Origin of the sequence: Marivirga atlantica, assembly GCF_016734805.1 — a bacterium.
Lineage (GTDB): Bacteria > Bacteroidota > Bacteroidia > Cytophagales > Cyclobacteriaceae > Marivirga > Marivirga atlantica.
Window position 1 is genome coordinate 281,931 of the sequence record NZ_JAERQG010000001.1, and the last position, 18,893, is coordinate 300,823.

Genomic DNA, 18,893 nt, shown 5'->3' on the forward strand with positions numbered 1-18,893 from the left:
TTTAACCAAATAAATAGCCAACTACTTCGGTCAGCTTCGTGAACGTTTTAATTGTTATTTTATACTTATTTTTATCAACTCCTTTCATGCTATACTGTGAAACTAAAATTTCATCGAAGCCCAGTTTCTCAGCTTCGGCAATTCTATTTTCAACCCTGTTAACTGCTCTTATTTCACCACCTAAGCCAACTTCTGCCGCCATACAGGTTTTTGCAGAAACAGGAATTTCTTCCAGTGAAGAAACTACGGCCATACAAACTGCCAAATCAACTGCAGGATCTTCCACTCTGATTCCTCCAGCCATATTTAAAAATACATCTTGAACACCCAAACGAAAGCCTCCTCTTTTTTCAAGGACGGCCAATAACATGTTCATCCTTTTATTATCGAAACCTGTAGCGCTTCTCTGTGGTGTACCATAATTGGCAGTACTTACCAAGGCTTGAATTTCAATTAGTAAAGGTCTATTCCCTTCTAAAGTAGCGCCAATAGCTGTTCCGGAAACATCGGCCTCTTTTTGAGAGATCAATATTTCTGATGGATTAGTTACTTCGCGCAAGCCATAGTGCTGCATTTCATAAATACCTAATTCATTGGTGGAGCCAAAGCGGTTCTTTGTTGTTCTCAAAATCCGGTAGGTCAAATGCCTGTCCCCTTCAAATTGAAGTACGGCATCAACCATGTGTTCCAAAACCTTTGGCCCTGCAATAGCACCATCTTTTGTAATGTGGCCAATTAGCAATACAGGTGTTTTGTTTTCTTTGGCGAAACGCATCAGCTCGGCAGTACATTCTTTTACCTGACCCACGCTACCTGCAGCAGATTCTAATTTAGGGCTTGTAAGTGTTTGAATAGAATCAATAACTAAGAGTTCAGGCGCGAGCTCTTCAATTTGTTTAAATATCTCTGAGGTGATGGTTTCAGTGAGTATATAGCAGTTATCAGATTGGTTCTCCATACGATCTGCCCGCATTTTTATTTGCTGTGCACTTTCCTCGCCACTTACATAAAGCACTTTCACTTTTTGAAGCTTCAGAGCAATTTGAAGCATGAGAGTTGACTTGCCTATTCCAGGCTCACCGCCAATAAGTACTAACGAGCCAGGCACAATGCCGCCACCTAACACTCTGTTCAGCTCTTGATCGGGCACGATGATGCGTTCTTCCTTTGAAGAAACTACTTCCTTTATAGCAACAGGTTTATTTTGCTCTCTTCTGGACGATGTGTAGCCAGAAGGATTTTTCTCTTTTTGAATAGTTTCTTCTACATAAGTATTCCACTGTCCGCAAGAGGGACATTTACCTATCCACTTAGGAGATTCAGTGCCGCAGTTTTGACAGAAATAAACGGTTTTTGTTTTGGCCATTTTCGATTGATGGTATTTTCGAAAGTTACGGCAAAATGAACTTGAAAAAAACTTTAAAGGGTGATGAGTTCTACATCAAAATAGATTGAATATCTTCCTGACTTAAGCTTTTTATAAAACTCTCTTCTGTACTTATTAAGTCCTTTGCCAGGTTAACCTTCTTTTCCTGAAGTGCCAGAATCTTTTCTTCAACAGTATTCTTGGTAATGAATTTATAGGTGAATACCCGTTGTGTTTGACCAATTCGGTAGGCTCTATCCACAGCTTGCTGTTCAATAGCCGGATTCCACCACGGATCGAGTAAAAAGACATAATCAGCCGCTGTAAGGTTAAGCCCCAAACCACCAGCTTTTAGTGAAATAAGAAATACTTTTACCTCTTCAGAGTTTTGGAAACAGTCGACTTCCTTCTGCCTATTCTTAGTACTACCATCCAGATAAGAGAAATTGATATGATTAAGTTTCAAGTAATCTTTAATCAATGCCAGGTGCTTAACAAACTGGCTAAATACCAATATTTTGTGGCCCTTAGAAATAGCAGATACCAGCATGTGGGTAAAGTCTTCCATCTTGCCGGAATCACCTTTATATTCTTCATCCACCATTTTAGGGTGGTTAGCAATTTGGCGCAACTGTGTAAGACCTTGTAAAAGCAACATCTGCGATTTCCTTATACCATTCTTCTCGATGTGCTCAAGAATTTTATCTCGGTAATAAGCTTTAACCTCTTCATACTTATCCTCTTGCATAGTAGTCATGCTAGAGTAATGTATGTTCTCCACTTTATCAGGAAGCTCAGTAGCTACCTGAGATTTATGCCTTCTCAGAATAAACGGCTTGATCAAGGTTGCCAGCTTCTGCGACTTTTGCTCATCTTGCTTCTTCTCAATTGGCGTTACAAACTCATCTCTGAAAAAAGATTTATTGCCTAATAAACCAGGATTTACGAACGACATCTGCGACCATAAATCCATTGTACTGTTTTCGACAGGCGTACCTGTAAGCACCAATCTTCTGCGCGATTTTAGCTTTCTAACAGATTTTGCAATATTAGAATCGGGGTTTTTAATAGCTTGCGATTCGTCAAGTATTATGTAATTGAAATAGTAATCAGACAGTATATCAATATCGAGCCTGGTAATGCCATAAGATGTTAACACCAAATCATAGCCTTCAAACTGTTTGGCATCCTTTAAACGACTGGTACCTGTGTAATTAAATATCTTCAGCTTAGGTGTGAATTTCTTTGCTTCATTTTGCCAGTTGTAAATCAGTGAGGTTGGCATAATTAAGAGATTAGCATTTGTGCGGCCACTCTCTTTCTCCGATTGAAGCATGGCAAGCGTCTGTACCGTTTTTCCAAGACCCATGTCATCTGCCAAACATCCACCAAAATTATAGGTATTCAAGAATTGAAGCCAGTTGAAACCTGCTCGCTGGTATGGCCTTAATTCACCTTTGAAGTTTTCAGGCATTGGGTGATCATCTATCTCTTTAAAATCCTTGAGCTTGGCAAGTTTCCTATCCATTTGAACGGAAGCCAAATCATTGGTTTCCATTTCTTGCACTAATGATAAGTGATGTTTCTTGATTTTAAGCTGTTCATCCTGCTCTTCCATAAAACCAAAGAGCTCTGAATAATCTACAAACCAGTGCTGCGGTATTACAGCATATTCTCCATTAGGCAATTTAAACTCTGCCTGCTTTTTTAAGATATATTTCCTGAGTTGTACAAAAGGTATTTCGTATTCACCAAAAACAACTTTTGCATTAATGTCAAACCAATCTATCCCTTCTGAGATATCGATAGAAATAGACGAGTTTCCGAGGAAGTACTTCTTCTGTGCCTGATTTTCAGACTGCCTCAGATCAATGCCCTCCTCGGCCAGCCATTCCTTATTTTTACTGATCCAGCTAAAAGCCTCTGTTTTAGGTATGCTGAGCTTACCTTTTGTTATCTCAAGCCCTTGCTCAACCAGCTTATTTTTAATGCTTTTTTCTGTTTCCGTCTGTCTTACTAATCTTTTAAAGAGATAGGTATCACCTTGCTTTTCCATTTTCACAGAAACTTTCGTGTCTGCTGCTGTGGCAAAAGCATAGTTGCCGTACTGAAACTTTAATTCAATAAGCATTTTGCCATCAGAGACTTCTTTTTTCTGCTGCTCAAAAAGATCCATGCTTCCGTTAGTGCCAGATGCTAGTTCTGATAGCTTCAAGAAAGCGGAAGGTTCTTCTTTAAAAGTTCTGATATCAAAACCTCTGGCATAAACATCAAAGGAAGCAACTAAGGGTGCTACAAATTTTCTATAATAATCCTCTTCAACCTTTTTAGGGATGGCAATGAAGTGTTTATTTAAAAAGGGCTTTAACTTTTTACCTTCAGGATTTTTCTCAAAAGAATAGAGTTTATCTTCTACTACCAGCCAGGCAGGCTTATCACAAATTAAGTAAGCTCCTTTGTATTTAAATTCAAGCTTTTCCCCTGCATGTTTAATGGTAGGAAAGTAATGAGTATTGTCTTCGTTTTTAACAAAATGGAAAAGTATGGTGGCTTTCTCTTTTTGAATATGAATTTGGCGCCAGGCCGGTTCACCATCATTTCCCATCTCAAAAAGCATTTTATCGGTAATGAGTGATAAAATTTTTGCCCTGATCCGTTCTAAATAACGTGCTATTTCATCTTGAAGCAGCTTATTGCCTTTTTCCTTATCATAAACCTTATCAAAGAAATCGGCAGGCTTTATTTTGGTTTTATAGAATTTACGGACCACTGCATCTTGCTGCATATTGTCCATTAATTCAATAAGCTCGTAATCCGTTTCGTCTAAGCCTTTTGAAAACTCTTTGGCATTTTTTGAAGAAATATTCTGATGTGAAAAAGTTAGTTCTCCTCTGCTATTTTTTTGTACTACGAATGACTCGAATATGTAACCAAGATATTCGTGCTCAAAAAGAGAATAGATCAGTTGAAAAGGCTGTGTGGTAAAAACCTTCATGTGTTTTTATGCAAGCAAACTTCTAAAAATAGCTTCATTAAAATTTAACGAAGATTGAAATTTAATAAAATAGCTTGATATAATAAGCATTAAGCGTTGAAAAAGCCTATAAACGCTCTACTTTGCTAAATTTCATGGCTTTAATAGCCGGCTGAAGTGAGGCCAGAAAGGTGATCGTAATAATTGTTGCCATGGTGTAGATAAAATCCGTGGCCTGTATTTTAACAGGATAAGCATCGGTTACTGCGGAGGCCATCCCCATGGAAACTATTCCAAATTGTTGTTGCAATAGACAAATCCCTAAACCAATTAAAGCTCCAAACAAGGCTCCACTTAACGAAATAATCCCCCCCTCAAACAAAAAGATATTTCGAATCATTTTATCATGTATGCCCATGGCATGCATAATACTTATGTCTCTTTTCTTATCTAATGCCAGCATAGTAAGGGAGAAGAAAATATTAAATGAAGCTACCGCCAAAATAAAGCTGAAGGTGAGATACACGAAGAGTTTTTCTATTTTAATGGCACGTAAAAGACTCGCATGTTGCTCTTCAGAATTGAGTATTTTAAAGCGCTCTCCCAATTTGTTTTTAAGCTGCTGTTGAACTTGCTGTATTTGTGAATTATCAGCTACCATCAACTCTATGGCTGTAAGCTCATTCTGCCTACTTAGTAATTGTTTGGCAAAGCGTAAAGGGACAAAAATGTATTTCTCGTCATACTGCTTTTCTATTGCAAAAACACCGGCAGGTTTTAGAATGCCTGAGTTATACATGCGGGATGGATCAGTAATACCCGGTTTTATGTCTTTTGGATAATAGATTTGAAGTGCTAAAAATTCATTTCTTGGATTCACAGCCAACTCGTATCTGATACCTCTACCCAGTACCGCGAAATTTTGTTCCTGATCAGTAAGTTTGAAACTCCCTTCAGTAATATTTTGAGCTAAGCGGCTTTGGTATGTGGAGGCATTATCAACCCCTTTCATTCGCACTACCGTTTCACCATTGTTATATTTTACAAGAACATTGTCCTCCACCACCTGCATGAGTTCGGTTACTCCATCGATTTCGTTAATTTGAGACAATAGTGCTTCATCGGCTTCGAAAAACTTCCCTTCATTTAAAGTGATTTGAAGGTCAGCATCAAAGGAGTTATATAGAGATCGGATTAAATCTTCAAGGCCATTAAAAACGGAAAGAACTATAACCAAAGCCATAGTGCCCACAGCAACTCCAAGCATGGAAATGATGGAGAGTACATTAATAAAGCTCTTTTTCTTTTTAGAAAGAAAGTATCTGCGCGCTATGAAAAATGGTAAATTTCTCAAAGCTTGTTATTAATCATCCTTCTCTTGATCATCCTCATCAGCAGGTGGAATGTCAAGGCCGGAAAGCAAGTTTTCAATTCGACTTGCCTGCTCTAAAGTGTTATCCAAATAAAAAGCCAACTCAGGTACTATTCGCACTTGCTTTCCAATTCTGTTTCCCAGATGTTTCCTGATCTCACTTTTGTGGTCTTTAATTTTCTCTAATGTTGCATCTTTATCCTCACTAAGGATGAGGCTAAGGTAAATTTTGGCTAAGCCTAAATCTGGTGACATCTCAACATCAACCACCGTGATGAAGGTTTTTCCAAATGTATTTTGCATTTGTTTTTGGAAAATTTCCCCCAAATCCTTTTGAATTAGTTTTGCAAATTTCTTCTGTCTGGAGCCTGCAGCCATAATATTTTATTTTAGCATGCAAATATGCATGATGTTTTATACTTATTTCGCTTTATACGCTAATTTAGCAAATAATAGTCAGCTGCCAGATGACTCGCTAACTAATTACTGGCCACTCAGGAGATACTGAATGCCTGGTGATTTATAATTTAAAATTCTTAAGCTATTGCTTAGTTTCTTTAGGATAAACGACCCTTATCGCTTACTCATATTATTGCTTGCTATTTTAATAGTGAGGCTTCCTTACTTCATTAGCTCTACTCCATTGATTTACGAGCTGGATTGGATGATTATTGGAGACACCCTCAACCAGAGTGATGTTACACTTTATAAAGACTTACTCACACCAATGGCTCCTTTAGCCGCTTTAACTTATACTTTTTTTGACTTTCTTTTTGGTGGCGCTCGAATAGCTTATCAGCTAGCAGCAGTTTTATTAGTTGCCTATCAGTTTTCATTGTTTAACAACATCATGTATAAAAACAAGGCTTACAATGAAAACAGCTACATACCAGCATTTATCTATGCCTTATTGATGCAGGTTTTCTTTGATTTTTTCACGCTATCGCCAGTGCTCATCAGTTTAACCTTCATCTTATTAGTTCTTGATAATATTTATTTAAGAATTGAAAATAAGCTTGATGATGCTACCATTCTAAAAACAGGGTTCTTTATGGGATTGGCAGTACTTTTTTATCTGCCAAGTATTATATTCTTTATAGCTACTTTGATTTCTTTTGCCTTATTAACCAGTTTGATTTTCAGAAGGTATATGTTGTTTGTGTATGGCTTTTTGCTCCCAATTGCCGCGGTATCCATCTATTTTATCTGGTTCGATGGCTTTAGCGAAATGCTCAACAATTGGCTGGTATTTACAATAACTTATACCAATGAGAGCTTAATTAGCATTTGGTCCTTTTTAATGATAATTGCTGTGCCGGCTATCTTTTATCTTTTAGCACTTTACAGAACTTTCTCCACTTCTCGTTTCACAAACTATCAGGTACGCGTACAGCAAGTTATGTTTATTATGTTTTTGGCCGCATGGGGTAGTTGGCTATTGAGCAACGACAAGGCACCATATCAATTAGTTTTGTTTGTTCCCTTTGTAGCTTTTTTTATAACGCATTACGTTTTGCTTTTTAAACATAAAATGAAGGCAGAAATCTTTGCCCTTGTATTTGCCACATTGGTGATAGGCATCAATTATTACATTTACTTAAATGGTAGTGTGATTAATGGTTTAAACAATTACTACAAGCTAAATGTAGAAGAAAGTATTTTTAAGAATGAAGTGGTAGGGAAAAGCTTATTGGTTTTGGGTGATTCAAAATCACTTTATAAGGATAGTAAAGTGGGTACGCCTTATTATTATTGGCCGCTAGCCAAAGAGACCTGGTTAAACTTTGAAAACCCCCGAAATATAGCGGCAATATACAGTTCCTTCAAAAAAGAAATGCCAGAGGTTATTATTGACGAAAATGAAGTGCTAGAGCATGTTTTTAGTAAAATGCCCACAATAGCAAGCCAATATCAAAGAGTATCGGCCCGCTATTACAGGCTAAAAGTGAATGAGAATTAACAAGGAATTTTGTTCACTCTTCGCTCATGTCTTCCTCCTTCAAATTTAGCTTCTAAGAAGGCTTTAATGATGGACTCCGCTTTCTCATAACTCACAAAACGTGCTGGTAGGCATATTACATTAGCATTGTTATGTTCACGTGCCAAAGATGCTAACTCTTCTTCCCAGGCTATTGCGGCTCTAATTTTTTGATGTTTGTTTGCTGTTATCGCAACCCCATTTGCACTTCCGCAGATTAATATGCCTAAATCTTGTTCTTCATTACCAACTGCTGTGGCTAATGGGTGAACATGATCAGGGTAATCCACAGAATCGTCAGTTGAAGGACCGAAATCTTTTACCTGATGATCCGCCTTTAAAAAGTTAATCAGTTTTGCTTTGTACTCAAAACCTGCGTGATCTCCGCCTATTGCTATTTTCATTTTGTAAGTATTAAGTTATTTCTTTTCCCAAAAACGCTCTTCCTGATCATTTTCAAAGAGATGCGTTAAAATATCTTTTTCGTTTTGATCAAAGTCTACTTTTCTTCTTTCCATCACCTTTTCAGCTACTTCAAAAGCCTTTCTTAATTGGAAAGTTGTAAAGCCTGCTGCACCGCCCCATGCGAAGGAAGGGATATAATTTCTTGGAAAACCACTTCCGTAAATATTAGCGCTTATACCTACTACGGTACCTGTATTAAACATGGTGTTAATACCACATTTTGAATGGTCGCCCATCATTAATCCACAAAACTGAAGACCTGTATCTTTAAAACGCTTATCAGCATAGCTCCAGAGCTTTACATTCGCATAATTATTTTTCAGATTTGATGTGTTAGTGTCGGCTCCTAAGTTACACCACTCACCAACTACTGAATTCCCTATAAAGCCATCATGGCCTTTGTTGGAATAGCCAAAGAAAACCGTATTACTTATTTCACCACCCACTTTACAGTAAGGGCCTACTGTGCTATCGCCTTTAACCTTTGCGCCCATATTAACATGAGCTCCCTCACACAAAGCAAAAGCTCCTTTTATGATAGCTCCCTCATGCACGTGAGCATTTTTACCTATGTATACGGGCCCATCTTCTGCATTAATAATCGCTGCTTTTATAGAGGCCCCTTCTTCCACAAATAAATTGTCTTTACCATAAACTACAGTAGCATGATCATCAATCGTCTTACTTTTTCTACCTTTTGTAAGCAATTCAAAATCAGCTTTTATTTCTTTGGCATTGTACTGAAATATGTGCCATGTATCTGTGATAAAAGTTAGTTCACCATCATACTCGGCAGCTTCCTCTAATTTTTGCGAAGGTGAAAAAGCATCTATTTCATTTTCAGATGCTGAAAAGCAAATAAGAATATCTCCTTTTTTTAATGAAGCCCCCATCTTGATGGCCGCAACTAATTCAGGCGTAGGGCATACAGAGCTATTAATTAACATATTCTGGTCTGCTAATTTTTTAGGAAACTTAGCAGATAAATATGGTGATGTTATATAAGAAGTACTTTCTTCCAATAGCTTCTCCCACTTTTCTCTGATAGTTAATATACCAACCCTAACTTCAGCTATGGGTCTGGTGAAAGTAAATGGCTTCAGTCTTTCTCTAAAATCGGCTTGCTCAATTAATAGATAGTTCATAGGCGTAAAAATAAAAAAGTCTCTCGGATATGACTATCGGAGAGACTTTTAAAATATTGAGTTGAAGAATTCTTATTTCTTCTTTTTGTACTTCTGGTTGAATTTCTCCACTCGACCAGCTGTATCCAAAAATATTTTCTTTCCAGTATAAAATGGGTGAGAAGCAGAACTAACTTCTATCTTAACAACAGGATATTCTTTTCCATCTTCCATTTTAATAGTTTCGTCAGAAGTCATTGTTGACTTCGTTAAAAACTTTGTGTCTGCTTGAGTATCCCAGAAAACAATCTCTCTGTACTCAGGGTGAATTCCTTTTTTCATAATTATTTCTTAGCGTTTTTTTGATTTCCAACCAAAGGCCCAAATGCATTTTCCGCAAAGGGATTGCAAAAATAGCAGATGAGATCAATCTTTCCAAATATAAAGCTTAATTAAGCAAAAGGTTTAAGCCTCACAATTTCAAATACTTACATCATACGATGTAAATCATCTGCTAACCATTAGCGCAAACTTATTATCTTCGTATTTGAAACTCACAGAATGAAGTACATATTAAGCACATTTTTAGTTCTATACTCCTCTTTAGCACTTTCACAAGCTATAAACGCTCCACTTGATGATGATTACTACCATTTATTAGAAAGACTCGAAGTGAAAAGTGGCAAGTTTTCGGATGCCTTTCATGCAAGCCATAAACCTTATAATAGAAAGGAAATAGCCGCTTTCTTAGACAGCATTGATGCCAGTGGTTTCAACCCCAGAAATAGTTTTAATTACGACTACCTAAAATATGATAACTGGGAATGGCTTGATTCTGTAGACTATAAAAGGAATAAACCTTTTCTCAAACACATTTATAAAACCAAAACTGATTTCTTAAATGTAAACCAAGCAGAATTTGATTTACACATTAACCCTGTTCTGGGCCTTTCTTACGGACAGCAGTCAATCAATGAAAATAATTTATATACCAACACAAGAGGAGTAGAAGTAAGAGGACTTATAAATGAGAAATTAGGGTTTTATACTTACCTCACTGAGAATCAGATATACTTCCCCAGCTACATCAATGACTATACCCAACAATTCCGATCTGTACCGAATGTGGGTTTCTGGAAAGAATATGGCGATAACCAAACAGCACGTGATTTCTTTACAGCGAGGGGTTATATTTCATTTCAGGCCACTAAAAACATCAATTTGCAGTTTGGGCATGATAGGTTCTTTATAGGAAATGGCTATAGGTCAATGATGTTGAGTGACTTCTCCCCAGCTTATTTACATTTAAAGGCTGAGACTAAAATCTGGAAGCTGAATTATATGAACCTATTTGGCGTGCAAACCGCTGATGTTATTGCATCGGGCAATGCACTTTCCGGAATAAGAAGACAATACCCAAGAAAGTTTATGGCACTTCATCACCTCAGCTATAACATTACTAAGCATATAAATATTGGGCTATTTGAGGCTGTTATGCTAGGCGACTCAGCAAGTGCTTCTAACCCCGTAGATTTAAACTATTTGAATCCTATAATCTTCTACCGATCGTTAGAGCAACAAGATGGCAGTTCTGGTAATGCCATTGTTGGGGCAGATTTTAGAGCTGTTTTTCTCAAGCACTTCTCACTTTATGGACAACTAGTATTAGACGAATTCCTAATTGACAACATCCGACAAGGTGGCTGGTGGGCCAATAAATATGCGGTACAAGCAGGTTTAAAGTACATTGATGCTTTTGGTTTAGATAATCTTGACCTGCAAGGAGAATTTAATATGGCACGACCTTATACCTATGCACATGATAGCAACTTTACCAATTTCGCCAATTACAAACAATCACTTGCTCATCCTTTGGGTGCCAATTTTAAGGAGTTAATAGGTATACTCAGGTATCAAATAAGTCCAAAAATCACCCTAAAGGGAATTGCCATACTTAGTGAACAAGGTACTGATACAACAGGAGTTAACTTTGGTGCTGACATTTTTAAACCTAATGGCACTTATTTCAGGCATACAAATCCTGCTACCGGAAATACCTATGCTTTTGGGCATACCACCTTACAAGGTGAGAAGAACGAAACAAAATTGGTACAAGGCTCTATTACTTATCAGCCTTACTATAATCTTTTTGTATCAGCTTCTTATACCATTAGAAAGCAAAACAGTGAGTTCGGGAATAATAATTCTGACAACAGCTGGTTTTCCCTCAATTTAAGATGGAACTTACCTACTAGTAACAACCTCTTTTAAGGAGCCATCAATTAATTGTATCTTTGCTCACGCTTTGGCGTAGACTATTATTTTTCCTTTGCATTAATTGAATTTTCAAATTGAATGAAGACATACCTTCGCGTACTTTCATATGCTCGTCCTTTAGGACTACTTGCCCCTCAATACATATTGTATGTTATTTTACAATCAGTATTTAGCGTATTTACTTTAGCCATTCTGCAGCCTGTATTAACTGTATTGTTCCAGACAAAGGAAAAGGCTGTAGCACCAGTTGATATGCCTGCATTTGAATGGAAGCTTTCTTACGTAAAAGAAGTCTTCGATTATTACTTTCTTAACATGATGCAAGATGACCCAATGCGGGCCTTAACATTTGTATGTATTGTTCTGATCATCAGCATCTTTCTTTCCAACTTATTTAAATATTTGGTGGAAGTAATTGCAGCAATTGTAAAAGCTCAAGTTATCTCAAACCTTAGGAATACTCTTTTTGGTCGATTAATGACTTTACACATTGGGTATTACACAGAAGAAAGAAAAGGTAACATCATGTCAAAAGTGACAAGTGATGTTCAGGAAGTAGAAGCCAGTGTTGTAAGCAGTCTGAAAGCGGTGATAAAAGAACCAATTATGATAATAGGCTATTTTGCAATGCTTTTTTTCATTTCAGTTAAGCTTACCTTAATTACAATTTTAATAATCCCTGTTTCTGGTTTTATCATCTCCTTTATTGCCAAAAAGCTTAAAAGAAAAGCCCATCAAAGCCAAGAAACTTTAGGTAGGATTTCTGATATACTTGAAGAGACTTTAGGAGGTATGCGTATTGTTAAAGCATTTAATGCTATTGATTTCTCCAAGAGTCGTTTTGGAACTCAAGTAAACAATTATGCTCGTCTAAACATCAGCATGACAAAAAGATTTGCACTTGCAAGTCCTATTTCTGAGTTTATCGGGGTTGGCGTAGTTGCATTAATTTTATTGATTGGTGGTTCAGAAATTTTCGATGGAAATTCTAGCTTAGAACCAGAAAGCTTCATCACATTTATTGCAATCTTTTCTCAAGTTCTGGTTCCTGCAAAATCACTTTCTGGTGCACTGAGCAATGTGCAAAAAGGCTTAGCCTCAGCGGAAAGAATTTTCTCTATTATCGACACCAAACCAGCAATAGTAAACATTCCTAATGCCTTAGAATTTAAAAGTTTCAATGATAAAATTGAAGTTAAGAATCTCCGTTTTGGGTATCAGCAAACGCCTGTTTTAAAAGATATAAATATGACCATTAAAAAAGGTGAAATGGTTGCTCTAGTAGGTCCCTCGGGTGGAGGAAAATCTACTCTGGCTGATTTAATACCTCGCTTTTACGATGCTAACAGTGGTGATATTTTTATAGATGGCCAATCGATCAAAAATTATGAAATAACTTCTCTCCGTTCTAAAATGGGTATTGTTAGTCAAGAATCATTGCTATTCAATGACACAATATTTAATAACATAGCATTTGGCAAACCTGAAACTACCTATGAAGAAGTGATGACTGCCGCTAAAATTGCCAATGCTCATGAGTTCATTGATCAAATGGAAAATGGATATGATTCAACGGTGGGTGACCGCGGTGGAAAATTATCAGGTGGACAAAGACAGCGAATAAGCATTGCCCGTGCTATTTTAAAGAATCCGGAAATTCTAATCTTGGATGAGGCTACTTCAGCCCTTGATTCTGAATCAGAAAAATTAGTGCAAGAGGCTTTAGGTAATCTTATGAAAAATAGAACTTCAATCGTAATTGCACATAGGCTAAGTACTATACAGGAAGCAGATAGAATTTATGTATTACAGGATGGTGAAATCGTAGAACAAGGAACTCATCAAAGGTTGATGGAAAAAGATGGTGTTTACCAAAAACTGATTAAAATTCAGTCGGTGAGTTAATAATCAAATAATTTCTATATTTGTTAATACCCAAAATCAAAACCAGACAAGCTCACTATGCGCACCTTTAAAATAGTAGTATTTGCCGCTTTAACAATCTTCCATCTTACAACTATCATTGTCATATCGATTGGAAGAAATAATTTCGATTTTTTATTGAACCTGTTCAACAAGCTTGATCTTATGCTTTATGGTTCTTACTTGGGTTTATTTCTTTTTGCGACAGTCATGGTTTTTGATTGGCTAGGACAGAAGAAGGTTAACACACTGAATAAAAAACATCAAGAAGAGATTAACGAGCTAAAGGCTAAGCTCTACGATAAAAAGGAAAATGAGCATATATCTCCTGAAACTGAGCAAAAGGCAGAAAGCTCTACTGATGATTCATCTTCAAATAAAGAGGAAGAAGATAAAGTATGATTAACAGCATTAAGGATGAATTACTCGAAGCACAACAAGTGCTTGATAACTTCTTAAATAATGAGAAAAACTTAATAGCCATTTCTCAAGCTGCTGAAATTATAACTGCTTCTCTTCAGACAGGAAACAAAATTATCAGCTGTGGTAATGGCGGCTCACATTGTGATGCCATGCATTTTGCTGAAGAGTTAAGTGGACGATTTAGAGAAGACAGGCCTGCACTAGCCGCATTCTGCATTTCCGATGCAAGCCATATAAGCTGTGTTGGTAATGATTATGGCTTTGATTACATATTCAGCCGTGGGGTTGAGGCTTTAGGAAATAAAGATGACATCCTTCTTGCCATTAGCACCAGCGGTAATTCAAAGAATGTTGTTGAAGCAGTACATGCTGCCAGGAAAAAAGGGCTTAAAACCATAGCCTTAACTGGTAAAAATGGTGGTGCTCTGGCAGAATTAGCTGATCATGAAATCAGGGTGGCACATCACGGCTACGCTGATAGAATTCAGGAAATTCATATTAAAATTATTCATATTTTAATCCTTCAGATAGAAAAGCAACTAGGCTATGCTGGCTAAATCTTATGGAAGTTCTGTTTATGGCGTAAATGCAAGTATCATTACCATTGAGGTAAATGTAAGCATGGGTACCAAGTTTCATATGGTTGGTTTACCTGATAATGCTGTAAAAGAAAGTGAGCATAGAATTGATGCAGCCATAAAACACACTAACTATCGGATGCCCAGGCAAAAGGTTGTGGTGAATTTAGCTCCGGCTGATGTTAAAAAAGAAGGTTCTGCCTATGATCTGCCTATTGCCTTAGGCATTTTAAAAGGATCCGAACAGATTGAAGCACCTGAACTAGAGCAGTATTTAATTATGGGTGAGCTGGCGCTTGATGGTATGTTAAGGCCTATAAAAGGTGTGCTTCCCATAGCCATTGAGGCACGAAAGCAAGGCTTTAAAGGGTTTATTCTTCCTGAAGAAAATGCTTCAGAGGCGGCAATTGTCAATAACCTTGAAGTTGTTGGAGTAAAAAGTTTGAGAGACGCTATCGATTATCTGGAAGGTACCTCCACAATTAAGCCTGTTGAAATAGACACACGAGATGTTTTCTTTTATAACCTTAACACTTATGATGCCGATTTCGCAGATGTGCAAGGCCAGGAAAACATCAAAAGAGCTTTAGAGATAGCAGCAGCAGGTGGTCATAACGTTATAATGGTTGGTCCTCCGGGAGCCGGCAAAACCATGCTGGCAAAAAGACTTCCCTCAATTCTACCTCCTCTTAGTTTAGTAGAAGCACTAGACACCACTAAGATTCATTCTGTTGCAGGTAGGCTTGGTGCTAACGCTTCACTAATTGCTACTCGTCCTTATAGGGCGCCTCATCATACAATTTCTGATGTTGCATTAGTTGGAGGTGGTGGTATTCCACAGCCTGGTGAAATTTCGTTGGCACATAATGGCGTATTGTTTTTAGATGAACTTCCCGAGTTTAAGCGTACCGTTTTGGAGGTAATGAGGCAACCTTTGGAAGAACGCAGAGTAACCATATCACGCGCAAAAGTATCTGTGGATTTCCCAGCTAATTTTATGCTCATTGCCAGCATGAATCCATGCCCTTGTGGTTACTACAATCATCCAGAGAAAGAATGTGTTTGTCCACCAGGGGCAGTGCAGCGTTACCTTAATAAGGTAAGCGGCCCTCTGTTAGACCGAATTGACTTACACGTTGAAGTTACTCCTGTTTCTTTTGATCAGATGACTGCCGATAGAAAGGCCGAGAGCAGTGAAGAAATTAGAGCTAGAGTAATTGAGGCAAGAGAAATGCAAAAGAAAAGATTTGAGCAAACTCCAGAAATACACTCTAATGCCTTAATGCCTTCTCAAATGGTAAAAGAAATTTGTCAGATTAACACAGCAGGTAAAGCTTTGTTGAAAAATGCAATGGAAAAACTTGGCCTTTCAGCGAGAGCTTATGATCGTATACTTAAGGTTGCCAGAACTATTGCAGATCTTGCCGGATCGGAAGAAATCAAGATTGAGCATTTGGCAGAAGCCATTCAATACAGAAGCTTAGACCGAGAAGGCTGGGCAGGATAAATTCCCGATACATTCGATAATAAATTTTAAGTTGATTAGTTTAGTATCAAAACTATTTAAGCTTGAAATACTCATTTACAATCTTTCTCTACTTTTTCCTCCTTATTTCTCCTATTGCTCAGGAATTAATGTATGACATTTTGGTAAGTGGCAAACAAGTAGGAAGTATGCTTGTAACTAAGAAGGTTGTCAACGAGAAAGAAACTTACTATTCGGCAGTAACCGATGTAAAGTATACGCTTTTTAGAACTACCGAACTTGTCTATTTTTATGAGGCTATATTTAAGAACGACACCTTAGATAAAGCCTATTTTATTTATAAGAAGAATGATGAGGTTGAAGAAGAAGCTAAATTATTTTGGGCCAATAACTCCTATCAAAGTACAATTCCGGAAAAGCACCAAAAATATAAAAGCCCATTAGTTAATAGTATGCTCACCATGTATTTCAATCAACCTAAACATAGAGATGAAATATTTTCAGAGAGATTTCATGATTTTGTTAAAATTGGGGCAACAGAAGAAAAGGGGAAGTTTATTTTCTATATTCCAAATGGGGATAAGAGCATCTATTATTATAATGAAGAAGGTATTTGCTCTAAAATAAGTATCAGTTCAGGTATCTTTAGCTTTGATATGGTCTTAAACACCAGCAGGAAAGATTAGGTGAAAGTTAGTTCCTTTATTCAACTCACTCTGGACTTTTATTTTTCCCCCTAAAATTTCTAACTGACTTTTTACCAGAAAAAGGCCCAATCCCTTACCATCAACATGGGTGTGAAATCTTTTATACATTCCAAATAGGTCTGATTTAAACTTAGATAAATCAATGCCTATGCCATTATCAGAAACAGAAATAACCTTATGTCCTGCTTTATAAGATGTTTTAAGCGTAATGATAGGTTTAACTTCTGGGCGCTTATATTTTATGGCATTTGATATTAAATTATATAACATGCTTTCAATAAAAGTAGGGTTACTTTTCAACTCTACAAATTCTTGAAAATCACAGACGATTTGAACATTATTTTTCTCAATTGTATTCTTAAGAATCCTAAAAACCTGCTGGGTTTTCTTATTTAAATCAACTTTCTCAAGATCATCATCAGAGGCTTGTCTTAATTCAAGTATTGCATTCAAATCATTGATAACAGCATCTAGACTGTGTCCTTCTTCCTTAATCTTGGAAATGATGTGTAGCCACTCCTCTTCCAAGTCAGCAGTAGGATCCATCTCAATTAGTTGAGTTAATCCTAATAGACGAGCAACCGGAGCACGCAAATTATGTGCTGTCATATAAGCATATTGCTCAAGCTTTTGTACATTCTGAGCTAACTCTTGATTGGTAGACTTTAAGTCTTCGGTTCGTTTTGCTACCTTATTCTCAAGATCATCATTATAAGCCTGTAACTGTTTGTTTTGCTGCTGAATTAACTCCTGTGCTTCTCTCAGTTTAGCATTTTGCTCATTTAATTTCTCATTTTGCGTGATTACTTCCTCCTGTTTTTGGCTGAGTTCTGCCGTGCGCTCCTGAATTCGTTTCTCAAGCTGCTCATTTTGTTGCTGTATTATCTCCTGACTTCTGGTCATTAAGTCAAGCGAGTTTTGCTGGGCTCTTTTTTTGTCTAATTCGAGTAACCTATATTTAAAACCCAGTGAAACTGAAAGTAATACGACCTCACTTACTGCTCCTATTTCCAGCACGTGAGAAGTAACAATGTTAACTGGTAAAATACCTAAATTTCTTAAAGTATATAATAATACACCTATTAGGTACAATGCCCAGGCAAGTGTAAAAAAGCTAGCCACTTTTATCCCTCTTACCCAAAAAATTATTCCGCTAGCAAAAAGGAAAATGCAATTGAAGATCAATCCATAATTGGCATATATGAGACTGATTTTATAATCTAAAGTAAAGGCAGCCACAATTACGGCAATACCAAAAAACTGCATAATCTGAAAAGCCCTGAAATTCCAATTCCGACCATGTTTAGCATCCAGAAAGCTCGAGGCAAACAAATTACCAGACAAAATCCATAGACCTATTCCAAAAATGATTACATGATTGGCCCACCACGGATTATCATACCACAGGTATTGAAAGGCGTGTCCGTTTAATGCAGAAAGTGTAAATAAATTTCCTGCTATAATACCCACATAAAAAATGTATGTAATGCTTCTGGCAGTAAAGGCTAATAGCAAATTATAAAGAAACATAACGAGCATGATTCCATAAAAAATACCGAATGCCATTTCTGTAGCTATATCTGACGAGAATAGCTCACTTTGAGGCATAACATTGATAGGCAGAATGATAGACCCCTTATTCCTTACTCTTAGATAAATAGTGGTTTTTTGAGTGGCGTCAATGGCTAAAGGGAAAACAATATTTTTATGGTTAACTACTCTCTGATTAAATGGTACTCTGTCACTAGCAAAGAGTTTATTCCACCTGTTGCGTTCGTAATCCTTATAGAAATAAAATACGGAATCGAGGGTAGGAAAAGATATTTCTAGATAGTCATTGATTTGCTCCCGGCCTGTATTCTCAAGGTCAATTTTTACCCAAATGGTTACATCTTCAATACCAAACCCAGGAACCTGAGCTTTTGATCTTTTAAACTGTTGCTGTACTTCCTTTTTCAGCACATCCGCCAATTTCAAGTTATTAGACTCATCCTCATAGAACTGTATGAACTTTCCAATAGAGTGATAATTTTCATTTGGTTGAATAGATAAGATAGGTTTATCTGTCTGTTGGGCGCTGGCAAACTGTGTAAAGCTTAACCATAATAGAAGCAAATAACAAATTGGGGGGAGGCGCATGCTTTAATTTGAAAAATCCTATATAAGCTCGTGAAAGTATTAAAAAATTCAAAGCTAATTTTTGGATATGTATCAATAAAA

At 37.0% G+C, this 18,893-nt stretch carries 15 protein-coding genes; 7 read left to right on the forward strand and 8 right to left on the reverse strand.

Going from position 1 to position 18,893, the window contains the following annotated elements; all coding sequences use genetic code 11:
* Nucleotide 1: 1 nt before the first annotated feature.
* From radA to rbfA, 4 genes are all read right to left on the reverse strand, one after another.
* On the reverse strand, nt 2–1,366 hold the full coding sequence (gene radA / locus JKP34_RS01355; protein ID WP_201916930.1) for a DNA repair protein RadA: 1,365 nt from the start codon (nt 1,364–1,366) through the stop codon (nt 2–4).
* 70 nt (nt 1,367–1,436) lie between these two features.
* Nucleotides 1,437–4,361, reverse strand: a complete 2,925-nt coding sequence (locus tag JKP34_RS01360; RefSeq protein ID WP_201916932.1) for a DEAD/DEAH box helicase — start codon at nt 4,359–4,361, stop codon at nt 1,437–1,439.
* A 106-nt stretch (nt 4,362–4,467) separates the two neighbouring features.
* Nucleotides 4,468–5,694 carry an ABC transporter permease gene (locus JKP34_RS01365; RefSeq protein WP_236664860.1) on the reverse strand — a complete coding sequence of 409 codons (1,227 nt, stop codon included), beginning with the start codon at nt 5,692–5,694 and terminating at the stop codon, nt 4,468–4,470.
* 9 nt (nt 5,695–5,703) lie between these two features.
* Nucleotides 5,704–6,090 (reverse strand): 30S ribosome-binding factor RbfA, encoded by a 387-nt coding sequence (rbfA, locus tag JKP34_RS01370; protein WP_201916934.1) that lies wholly within the window; start codon nt 6,088–6,090, stop codon nt 5,704–5,706.
* Nucleotides 6,091–6,256: 166 nt separating this feature from the next.
* Here rbfA and JKP34_RS01375 point away from each other — a divergent pair, with 166 nt between their 5' ends.
* Complete coding sequence (locus tag JKP34_RS01375) at nt 6,257–7,672, forward strand: hypothetical protein (RefSeq protein WP_201916936.1); 1,416 nt, start codon at nt 6,257–6,259, stop codon at nt 7,670–7,672.
* Here JKP34_RS01375 and rpiB read toward each other — a convergent pair.
* From rpiB to JKP34_RS01390, 3 genes are all read right to left on the reverse strand, one after another.
* The gene (gene rpiB / locus JKP34_RS01380; RefSeq protein WP_201916938.1) at nt 7,669–8,094 is read right to left on the reverse strand and encodes a ribose 5-phosphate isomerase B; all 426 of its coding nucleotides are present in this window, start codon (nt 8,092–8,094) and stop codon (nt 7,669–7,671) included. The two genes, JKP34_RS01375 and rpiB, sit on opposite strands and share 4 nt — an antisense overlap.
* Nucleotides 8,095–8,109: 15 nt before the next feature.
* On the reverse strand, nt 8,110–9,300 hold the full coding sequence (locus tag JKP34_RS01385; protein ID WP_201916940.1) for a GlmU family protein: 1,191 nt from the start codon (nt 9,298–9,300) through the stop codon (nt 8,110–8,112).
* 72 nt (nt 9,301–9,372) lie between these two features.
* On the reverse strand, nt 9,373–9,621 hold the full coding sequence (locus JKP34_RS01390) for a type B 50S ribosomal protein L31 (RefSeq protein ID WP_201916942.1): 249 nt from the start codon (nt 9,619–9,621) through the stop codon (nt 9,373–9,375).
* Between the two features lie 219 nt (nt 9,622–9,840).
* Between JKP34_RS01390 and JKP34_RS01395 the strand changes: the two genes are divergently transcribed.
* The 6 genes from JKP34_RS01395 (at nt 9,841) to JKP34_RS01420 (ending at nt 16,652) form a co-directional block, all read left to right on the forward strand.
* Nucleotides 9,841–11,550 carry a hypothetical protein gene (locus tag JKP34_RS01395; RefSeq protein WP_201916944.1) on the forward strand — a complete coding sequence of 570 codons (1,710 nt, stop codon included), beginning with the start codon at nt 9,841–9,843 and terminating at the stop codon, nt 11,548–11,550.
* A gap of 84 nt (nt 11,551–11,634) precedes the next feature.
* Nucleotides 11,635–13,461 (forward strand): ABC transporter ATP-binding protein, encoded by a 1,827-nt coding sequence (locus JKP34_RS01400; protein ID WP_201916946.1) that lies wholly within the window; start codon nt 11,635–11,637, stop codon nt 13,459–13,461.
* A gap of 57 nt (nt 13,462–13,518) precedes the next feature.
* The gene (locus JKP34_RS01405; RefSeq protein ID WP_201916949.1) at nt 13,519–13,881 is read left to right on the forward strand and encodes a hypothetical protein; all 363 of its coding nucleotides are present in this window, start codon (nt 13,519–13,521) and stop codon (nt 13,879–13,881) included.
* The gene (lpcA, locus tag JKP34_RS01410; protein WP_201916951.1) at nt 13,878–14,459 is read left to right on the forward strand and encodes a D-sedoheptulose 7-phosphate isomerase; all 582 of its coding nucleotides are present in this window, start codon (nt 13,878–13,880) and stop codon (nt 14,457–14,459) included. Before JKP34_RS01405 ends, lpcA begins: the two co-directional genes overlap by 4 nt.
* The gene (locus JKP34_RS01415) at nt 14,449–15,987 is read left to right on the forward strand and encodes a YifB family Mg chelatase-like AAA ATPase (protein WP_201916953.1); all 1,539 of its coding nucleotides are present in this window, start codon (nt 14,449–14,451) and stop codon (nt 15,985–15,987) included. The genes lpcA and JKP34_RS01415 overlap by 11 nt, the downstream gene beginning before the upstream one ends.
* Before the next feature lie 62 nt (nt 15,988–16,049).
* Nucleotides 16,050–16,652 (forward strand): DUF6134 family protein, encoded by a 603-nt coding sequence (locus JKP34_RS01420; RefSeq protein ID WP_201916955.1) that lies wholly within the window; start codon nt 16,050–16,052, stop codon nt 16,650–16,652.
* Here the strand turns inward: JKP34_RS01420 and JKP34_RS01425 are convergent.
* Nucleotides 16,629–18,812: a 7TM diverse intracellular signaling domain-containing protein gene (locus tag JKP34_RS01425; protein WP_201916957.1), complete on the reverse strand. Its 2,184-nt coding sequence runs from the start codon at nt 18,810–18,812 to the stop codon at nt 16,629–16,631. The two genes, JKP34_RS01420 and JKP34_RS01425, sit on opposite strands and share 24 nt — an antisense overlap.
* Nucleotides 18,813–18,893: the final 81 nt, after the last annotated feature.